The organism is Tepidibacter thalassicus DSM 15285 (genome assembly GCF_900129915.1).
Classification (GTDB): Bacteria; Bacillota; Clostridia; order Peptostreptococcales; family Peptostreptococcaceae; genus Tepidibacter; species Tepidibacter thalassicus.
This window is the reverse complement of record NZ_FQXH01000025.1, coordinates 19,006-27,740: the sequence shown is the minus strand read 5'-3', so window position 1 is coordinate 27,740 and position 8,735 is coordinate 19,006. Positions and strand designations below refer to the sequence as shown.

Here is an 8,735-nt window from a genome sequence, read left to right as displayed (position 1 = left end):
GGCGAAAATCACACCGTAAAGGTAAAAAAACCTTTTTTGATATCCTTGGAGTCTGCTATAACAACCAAGAAAAAAAGTGTAATATCGCCGCATAAACCAATTTAATTATAATATAAATTAAGCCTCATGTCTTCAAAAAAATTATGTTTTTCATGAGTTTTTTTGATATGCAAAAATCCAAACATAATTTGTAAATAAATTTAAATATTGAGATATATTTACAGGAGTGAAATTGATTTATTATAAATTATATTAAACATCACTTATTGAAAATCCTTAGCTTGATGGCTATATGGTATTACCCCTTATAGTGGAATTGAACTTTTTTTCGCTATCATTATTTGATATAATTGTATTCATGGAGAACATTCCTTTCTTGGTCGTTGTTTGTTGTGATTCAATTATACCAAATAAAGGAATGTTTTTCTGTTTTTTATGATAGAAACACTGAAAATACAGGCTAACACCTTAAAATACAAGTGCGAAAGTTGAGAATGTAATAAATAGCATTTGGCCTAATACCAACAACCGTGTCACCAGACGCAAAGTAGATTTGAAATTCTTGACATTACTCAATCACAGTCCTATAACTTATTCATCATTTTATATTTACGGACTTTGATTTTAGGATGAGTTTTAGTACTATCTTTTGAACTATTTAGGTCTAAAATGCTGATACTTTCTACCGTCTATAAAACCAAGGTTAAAAAGACTATGTATCAATAAGCTTACTTTGCCCCTTATGACACAGATGCTGGGTATAGGCCTATAACAGAAAAAGAAGGAACTCTTCTCTTGGCTATTTATCTCCTTTAGAATCTGAAAAACTAAACCCGCACAAATAGACTATTTATTGTGTCTACTTAACCGGGTTCAGTCTAGTTAAATTTTTAGCTGGATGCCTATGCGCTCCTAATGCATTTAAAAAAATGTGTTCATTCTATTGACATAAACCAAATACAATCATCGAACGCCTATTATCTTTAAATTGTCCTACCCATAATCAAAAGACGACTATAAGTGTCATTTATCAGAACTCCATTTTCAATTGTACCTTCATAGACAAACTGAAATTTTTCATATAACCTAATTGCCCGTTCGTTGCTCTCCACAACTTTTAAGTTAATTTTATGTATTTCATTCTGTTTAGCCCAAACGATAAGCTCCTCTAAAAGCATAGTACCGATACCCATTCCCCAGTAGTCTTTCAAGATCCCCATTCCAAATTCACCAAAGTGGCTATATTTCTTCAATGTACTACCACTAAATACTAATGAACCTACAATTTTATCTCCAAACAACGCTATAAGAAACAAATCTTTTGGATTATTCATCTTAGAAGCAATAAATTTTTGTTCCTGATCTAAAGATAATGAAAACTCATCTCTAGACCTAATCATAAACTCCGTTTCTCTGTCAATAGTAGGAATGACATTAAGAAGTTGTTCTGCATCGCTCATCTCTACTTGACGAACTAAAATTTTTTTCATTTTACTCATAGCGAAACTTCCCTTCTATAAAAATCTTATGAAGCAACTGAATTGCCAATATTCTCTCAACTAACGTTCCCAAAGAGAACTCTAAGTATGGCTTATTCGTGTTTTTGTATTCTTGTATCAAGTTTGTCAAAGTCTGATAATCAAAATAGCCAGTTTTCTCAATATAAGCTTTAGAAAGACATTTATGCTTTGTTAAATCAACTTCACTCTTTATTGCTAAGCCATGCTTCGGTCTATTGATAATCACAGGTGGGACAATCTCTTCAACAGCCTTTTTTAAGAATGCTTTATTATCGAAATTTTCTATTAATTTTTCTTCTGGTATACATGAGACTAGTTCTATTAATTCATGATCCAGAAATGGAAATCTACACTCGATTCCAAAAACCATATTAATTTTTTCGCGAGTTGGAATTATATAGTCAATAAGTCGTGTTTTAACATCATAGTATAGTTCTTTATCAAATCTACTATGGGTGTCAGGTTCATCAATAATATCATTCACTGATATCTCAGAATAGTAATTAAATAAATTAGGTAGTTTTTTGCTCAAGATATAATTCCTTTGAATGTAGGGTTCAACTAGATAAGGTATATACACTCCAATATCATCCTGTATAAAATCAGCTACATCATTATGCAATTGAAAGTACTTTTCACAAGCTTGATAAGACAAATTCATACGACCTGGTAGTTTTCGGTACTCTTTACTTATTTCATTATTTACAGATTCGTTTATTGATGTTCTTATTTTTTCCATTATATGAAAATAATATCCACCAAGTATTTCATCAGATCCTTCACCCATTAAAACAACTCTCATATTGTGATCTTTAACTGTAGAAGCCATTTGATAAAATGTTTGAGCATTAAATATGTTAATCGTTGGTTCTTCTAAATGGTATAGAGTTTTCTCTATTAATTCAAATGAGTTATCACTGTAGTATAGCTGATTATAATCAGCACCAATATGTTCTGCAAGAAATTTAGCATATTTCGACTCATCTCTCTCAACATTATTCTTATTTCTAAAGGTGAAGTTAAAGGCTTTAATAGTATCATCAGAGTAATTTTGTGCTATTGAAGTTACTGTACTTGAGTCAATCCCTCCACTCAAATAAGTCCCAATGGGTTTGATATCGGATTCCATCCTAATCATTACACATTCTTTCAATTTTTTTTTAAACATATCTATATAATCATTAAGATTTTCATTGGTTATGTTTCTCCTATTATTGATAGGAAAATCCCAATACCTGTGTTCCATCACTCCATTTTGACTAACATGCAAATACGTCCCTGGGTTTATTTTCTTAATACCTTTGTAAATCGTATGAGGTGTTGGAACAAGGCCAATTTTCAAATAATAATTGACAAATCTCATATCAAAAGATGCACTTATTTTAGGATGAGTCAGCAAACTCTTAATTTCAGAAGCAAAGATTATATCTTTATCATCAATAAAGTAATATAAGGGTTTTATACCAATACGATCTCTAATTAAGTATAAATCACTCGATCTATTATCGTATAGAGCTATGGCAAATACTCCACGAAGTTTCTCAATAAATTTTATACCATATTCTTCATACAATTTAGGCAGAACCTCTGTGTCACATCTTGTTTTAAATGTATGACCTTTTTCTTCCAGATCTTTTCTGAGCTGAATATGATTATATATCTCTCCGTTAAATATGACTGCAATTTGACCATTTTTACTGAAACTCGGTTGGGTTCCATGCTCTAGATCAATGATCTTTAGGCGAGTATGCCCTAGCTTTATATGCTTTTTAACATATTCACCCTTTTCATCTGGTCCACGATATTTCAAACTCAAAATCATATTTTTCAAGACATTTGAATCTATATCATCATTGTTAAAATTAGTAAATCCACAAATTCCACACATATTTAGCCTCCTCTAGTCACTGTAATTGCATTTAACACATTCTCTTGCAAAGGATGAAAAAATTTTCCTAAATATAATTACAACAAAAAATATAATTATTGATACATATTTAAAAAGATTATCTATAGTCACTGCCATAGCTAATATTCCTATTATTGAAGACCAGATTAATTGAATTCCTAACTGTATAGTATGGAATATTGATGATACTCTACCGATAAATTGTTGTTCAACTTCTAATTGAATAATTGTACCCATTGATATTGTAAAAATACTAAAACCTATTCCAAGTATAAAAATAACAATCTGTGTAATATATATTGAATGAGAAAAACTAAGTATAAAAATTGAAATAATGTAAATTATCATCGAACAATAATTGATTCCACGCTTATTGAATTTTGTATTAAGTTTATTAATGATAATCGCTCCTATAATACTCCCGCTTCCTATGAACAGTTGAAATATTCCAATATACTCAGCTGGTGCTTTGAGTGAGTCTTTCACAAAAATAAACCATCCAGTATTGTATAATCCAGCAATTATTGAGTATGCTATCGTGTAATAAAAGATTTTATTAACATTCTTATTTTCTTTAATGACTGTGACAATTTCAATAAAGCTCTTCTCACTATTATGTATTTTATCAATATAGTCATGTTTTTCATATTGAATGAAAAACAAAGCTAGTGCTGATAGCATATACGTTAGCGTATCTAAATAAAATGGAAGTGCCCAATTCTTGTTGATCAAAAGTAAACTTAATATCATTGGACCGCTTATCATACCTATATTTCTGCATGTTACAAATATTGAATTAGCTTTCATCACATACTCTTCTTCAAACAGTTCTTTAGTTATTCCAAATAGTGCACCTCTAAAGACTGTAAACAAAGTAGTATTTAGAAAAACCAATATCCAAATTGTATATATATTTTTGCTTAAAGGGATCATCGCTACAATTATTCCTCGTAGAATTTCCGTTACCATAATTGTTTTCTTTTTGTTCAAGCGATCACTTATTTTTCCACCTAGATAGCCAAATATAAGAATAGGGAGTGCATTAAAAAACATCATCAATCCATAGCTTATTGTGTCGAATTCCTTGTAATAAAGTACGAAGCTGTTTAGCGCTAAAGTCGTAAGCCACCATCCCATATTACTAATCAATTGACTAAAAGTTAATATTGCCATATTTCTTTTAGTGTTTATGACAAGTCACTCTCCTTACTTTCACAAATGCATACTTTCATTTTTTCAATATCTTGTTCAGATACTTTTCCTACTTCCAGCGGACATAATGGATCTTCTCCAAATGGATATTCTGAACAGGCTTGACATCCACCACAAGTAACTTTAGCATGACAGTCTTTACATTTTTCAAAATCTCTATTTCTCATTTTTTTCAAAACATTTGAATTAAACCATATATCTTCAAATCCTGATTCAAGTATGTTTCCAAGATTTTTTCTGAAGAATATGCATGGATATGCATTTCCATCTTTATCAATACCTAATTGTGTAATTCCAGCACCACATCCAATTAAGTTACTCACATTGCTATCTTCAAGAAAATGAATGAGAGGGGCCTCAATAGATACTCTCACTTTTGAATCTTTCTGCATATTATTGAGAACTTTTAGCATTCTAAAATGATCATTATAATCCGGTATTAAATCAATATTATCCTTACCATAACCACTTGGTACGAATCTCCTCACATGCATTTCAATATCTTCAGTATTGGCAAAATCATATACATGCTGTAAATAATCAATGTTATAAACATTGGCAACACAATTCAATTGTACTCTAAATCCCATTTTTTTAGCTATTTTTAATGCATCTATCGCTTTTTGGTAGGCATTCGTACTATTTCTAAATTTATTATGAACCTCTTCAGGACCATCAAGAGATATTTGAACATATCCTAAATTAGCATCCTTAAGCTGTTGAGCATATTTTGGAAAAAGTATACCATTGGTTGACAATCCAACATAAATCCCTTTCTGTGTTAATTTTTTTACAATTTCAGTACATCTAGGATTTAGTAGAGGTTCACCTCCTGAAATATTAACTACAAGGATATCATTCTTAATGAGAATATCTATAATCTTATCCTCATTTTCTGGGTTACCAATATGACTGTTTGGGTCTACTGCCGAAGTTCTACAATGGCTGCATTTTAAATTACAACTGTCAGTTATTTCCCAAACAACACAAAATGGTGATTTATATGTTTTTATATCTAGCATAAGAAGCAAGCACCATCCTCTCCAAGAACATTACCTGTAAGTGCGTACGCAATTGCTCTACAACCTCCACATAAATTTAGATTTTCACAACTACCGCATTTACCTTCAAAATTCTTTCTATGTATTAAATTTTGCATCATTGTCGTATTCATAATTTCATGAATATCCATTTCTAGTAAATTTCCTAACTTTAATGGAATAATTGTACAAGGCGATATATCCCCATTGGCCCTAATAGTTATAGACGAGTTACACGCAGCACATCCAGCAACTTTCATCTGGTATTTATCCATTGCTAACTTAACTTGCTCTCTGCTTAAACAATTTTTTTGTGGTGTATCTGTTTTAATCATAACTCTATCTTTATATTCTTTGCGCAGTTCATTCCAAATTTCACAAAGTCTATATAGATCATCCTTTTGGAGAAAATACTTTTTCCCAAAATCATTTGTTGGGATAAGTCTTTTTAAACCCCAAGTATAGCAATCAATTTTTTCTTCTTCAAACAAGTATTTTGCTATATCATGAAGTTTATTAATGTTTAACTTTGATACTGTTGTATTAATAATAAGTTTTGTATGTTTTGTGATCATCTTCATTTGTTCAATTGTTCTCGTGAACACATCCTTACCTCTATATTCCATATGAGATGATTCGAGTCCATCTAAGCTAACTTGTATATAATCAATACCATATTTCTCTGTAAGTTCAACTAGATAATCTTCCTCAATAAGAAGAGAGTTGGTATTAATTTGAACAGCGATATCATAACTTTTGATTCTCTCAATTATTTTATCCAAATCTTTTCTTATAAAAGGCTCTCCACCTGTCAGTGCGATGAATCTAGGATTCAATTGAGCAATGTTATCAATCACCTTAAAGATTTCATTTGTAGTCAATTCATTTTCTAAAATTTCTGTTCGGCAATGATTACAATTCAAATTACATTTTGTTGTTATATCAAACGAGATCATATTTACATCATGCATTATAAACACACTCCTCAAAAATTCTATTCTCAATAAAAAATTCTTTCACTTTTCCATCTTCAAGATTGCATTTCTGCGAGATTAATTCAAGAAATATATTTCGAATACCTCCTTTAAGAGTGAAGATTTTTTCTCCACCTATTCTGTAGAGTAGCACACTATCTTCAATATCCTCACGCCATAAAAATAATCTTTCATTAAATTTCATGTATTTCATTTTATCATTACCTCCATCATTCTTTCCAGCATATTGGATCTGTTGTTAAGAAATCTCCATATTTCGCATATGCCATTGCTCTACATCCACCACAAGCATTTATATATTCGCAATCACCACACTTACCGGTTAAAAGTTCTTTATTACGCAAATCATTAAATAACTTACTGTTATTCCATACATCATAAATCTTATCTGTTCTTACATTTCCAGCTGATAATGGCATTGAAAAGCAAGGAGCCAAGTCTCCGTTTGGAAATATTACTAAAAGCTCTGTTGCTGCAGCGCAATAGATATAATTTTCAGACTTAAGTCTATTCTCATCCAACAGTACCAATTGTGGTATATCTGTCTTAACAAGGAAATTAACACTATCTTTTATTTCCCATAGTCTCTGAGACATGTACCTATACTGCTCTGCACTTATCATCCAGCTCGATATTTCACTACCTCGTCCAATAGGACAGAATGTTGAAACTGACCATTGGTCAATGTTTAAGTCTTTTACAAACTCAATAATAGAATCTAATTCATCAATATTTCGTGTTGAAATGGTCGTTACAATTTCTACCTGCATTCCTATTCTTTTTAACCTGTCAACCGCTTTAATAACCTTATCATAGCAACCTTCTTGATTACGAAGATAGTCATGTGTTTCTCTATTGTTACTGTCTAAGCTAATTCTTACCTTAATGAATCGACTTAAATACTCTACTGGATAACCATTTGCAATTAAAAGCCCATTTGTCGTCACCTGACAGCGTATATTCTTGCTATTCGCATACCTTACTATATCAGGCAACTCTTTCTTTAAAAGCGGCTCGCCACCTGTAAATCCAATAACTGAAATCTTATTCTCAGCAAGCTGATCAATAACCATTTTAGCTTCTTCAAATGATAATTCCTCATCTAGCATCTCACCACTATCTTGTGAACAATATAAGCAATTCAGATTACATTTATTTGTAATAGCCCAACCAACCATCAACGGAAATTTCATAAATTCCATACTTTACCTCCTAAAAATCAGTCTAGCTTTTTAATAATGCCATATTCCATTATCTTTTCCATTACATTCATTTCTTCTGGCTCAAATACATGAGAAATAACACCATCTGAAATGTCCCAAAGATACTTTGCATATCCCTTTAATTTAAGTCTTCTCTTCCCTTCAGCCTTGGGATCATAAACAAAAACCTCATTTTCAGACTCACATCTCCAGAATAAGTTGTGATGTCTTAGATATGTATTTCCACCTTCTGCAAGTTTTTTGATGTCAATAACCTCATTTGCATATCTTATATATAATGTTTCAATAGGCAAAGTCATAACTTTTTTTTCTTGTTTTTCTATCTTGACTGTTCTATATTCTTTCTTATTTTTATAAATACTTAAATAAGTGTCAGATAACGATAGGTTTTTTAACGTGATCTGATATTCGAATTCTTTTATTTGTAGATCCACTACTTTAACATCGTCTACATAAAAATGATCATTTTCAACCGTTTCAGTTAAACGAAGCATACCATCATCCCATATTTTCACATCATATCTATAAAACCCAGCATTATTTCCCTTAACTTCAAAAGGTAGTAAAATATTAGATTTCAAATCGGGAAAAACAACTGTCGATTCATTAAAAAGTTGATATCTTTTTCCATTAGGATCATAGAGTCTTACTCTAACATGAACTCTTTTTATTTCCTCCACATCATTAAACTTTAGAACAGCTAACTGCAATCCACCAATGTTCATACGCTTTTCTGATAATTCCAGAAATATCCTCATACCATAACCTCCCAACCAAAATTTATATAATCCGGTGCTTATTTTATAAAATATTTGATTAGACAAGCACTTATTTAA

At 31.0% G+C, this 8,735-nt stretch carries 8 protein-coding genes; all 8 read right to left on the bottom strand.

All coding sequences use genetic code 11. The annotated features are described in order from the left end of the window. Positions 1-983 precede the first annotated feature (983 nt). From BUA19_RS09545 to BUA19_RS09510, 8 genes are read right to left on the bottom strand one after another with little or no spacing between them, the layout of a single operon-like run. Complete coding sequence (locus BUA19_RS09545; RefSeq protein WP_072725969.1) at positions 984-1,499, bottom strand: GNAT family N-acetyltransferase; 516 nt, start codon at positions 1,497-1,499, stop codon at positions 984-986. Beyond that, positions 1,492-3,408: an asparagine synthase (glutamine-hydrolyzing) gene (gene asnB, locus BUA19_RS09540; RefSeq protein ID WP_072725967.1), complete on the bottom strand. Its 1,917-nt coding sequence runs from the start codon at positions 3,406-3,408 to the stop codon at positions 1,492-1,494. The genes BUA19_RS09545 and asnB overlap by 8 nt, the downstream gene beginning before the upstream one ends. A 12-nt stretch (positions 3,409-3,420) precedes the next feature. Continuing rightward, positions 3,421-4,602 carry an MFS transporter gene (locus BUA19_RS09535; protein ID WP_072725965.1) on the bottom strand — a complete coding sequence of 394 codons (1,182 nt, stop codon included), beginning with the start codon at positions 4,600-4,602 and terminating at the stop codon, positions 3,421-3,423. Positions 4,603-4,616: 14 nt separating this feature from the next. Continuing rightward, positions 4,617-5,663 carry a radical SAM/SPASM domain-containing protein gene (locus BUA19_RS09530; protein ID WP_242939278.1) on the bottom strand — a complete coding sequence of 349 codons (1,047 nt, stop codon included), beginning with the start codon at positions 5,661-5,663 and terminating at the stop codon, positions 4,617-4,619. Beyond that, positions 5,657-6,637, bottom strand: a complete 981-nt coding sequence (locus BUA19_RS09525; protein WP_242939277.1) for a radical SAM/SPASM domain-containing protein — start codon at positions 6,635-6,637, stop codon at positions 5,657-5,659. The genes BUA19_RS09530 and BUA19_RS09525 overlap by 7 nt, the downstream gene beginning before the upstream one ends. A 7-nt stretch (positions 6,638-6,644) precedes the next feature. After that, the gene (locus BUA19_RS09520; RefSeq protein WP_072725959.1) at positions 6,645-6,869 is read right to left on the bottom strand and encodes a hypothetical protein; all 225 of its coding nucleotides are present in this window, start codon (positions 6,867-6,869) and stop codon (positions 6,645-6,647) included. A 16-nt stretch (positions 6,870-6,885) separates the two neighbouring features. Next, positions 6,886-7,878, bottom strand: coding sequence for a radical SAM/SPASM domain-containing protein (locus BUA19_RS09515; RefSeq protein ID WP_072725958.1), 993 nt, complete (start codon positions 7,876-7,878; stop codon positions 6,886-6,888). A 17-nt stretch (positions 7,879-7,895) separates the two neighbouring features. Beyond that, a complete protein-coding gene (locus tag BUA19_RS09510; protein WP_072725956.1) occupies positions 7,896-8,657 on the bottom strand; it encodes a hypothetical protein in 762 nt (253 codons plus the stop codon). Positions 8,658-8,735 lie beyond the last annotated feature (78 nt).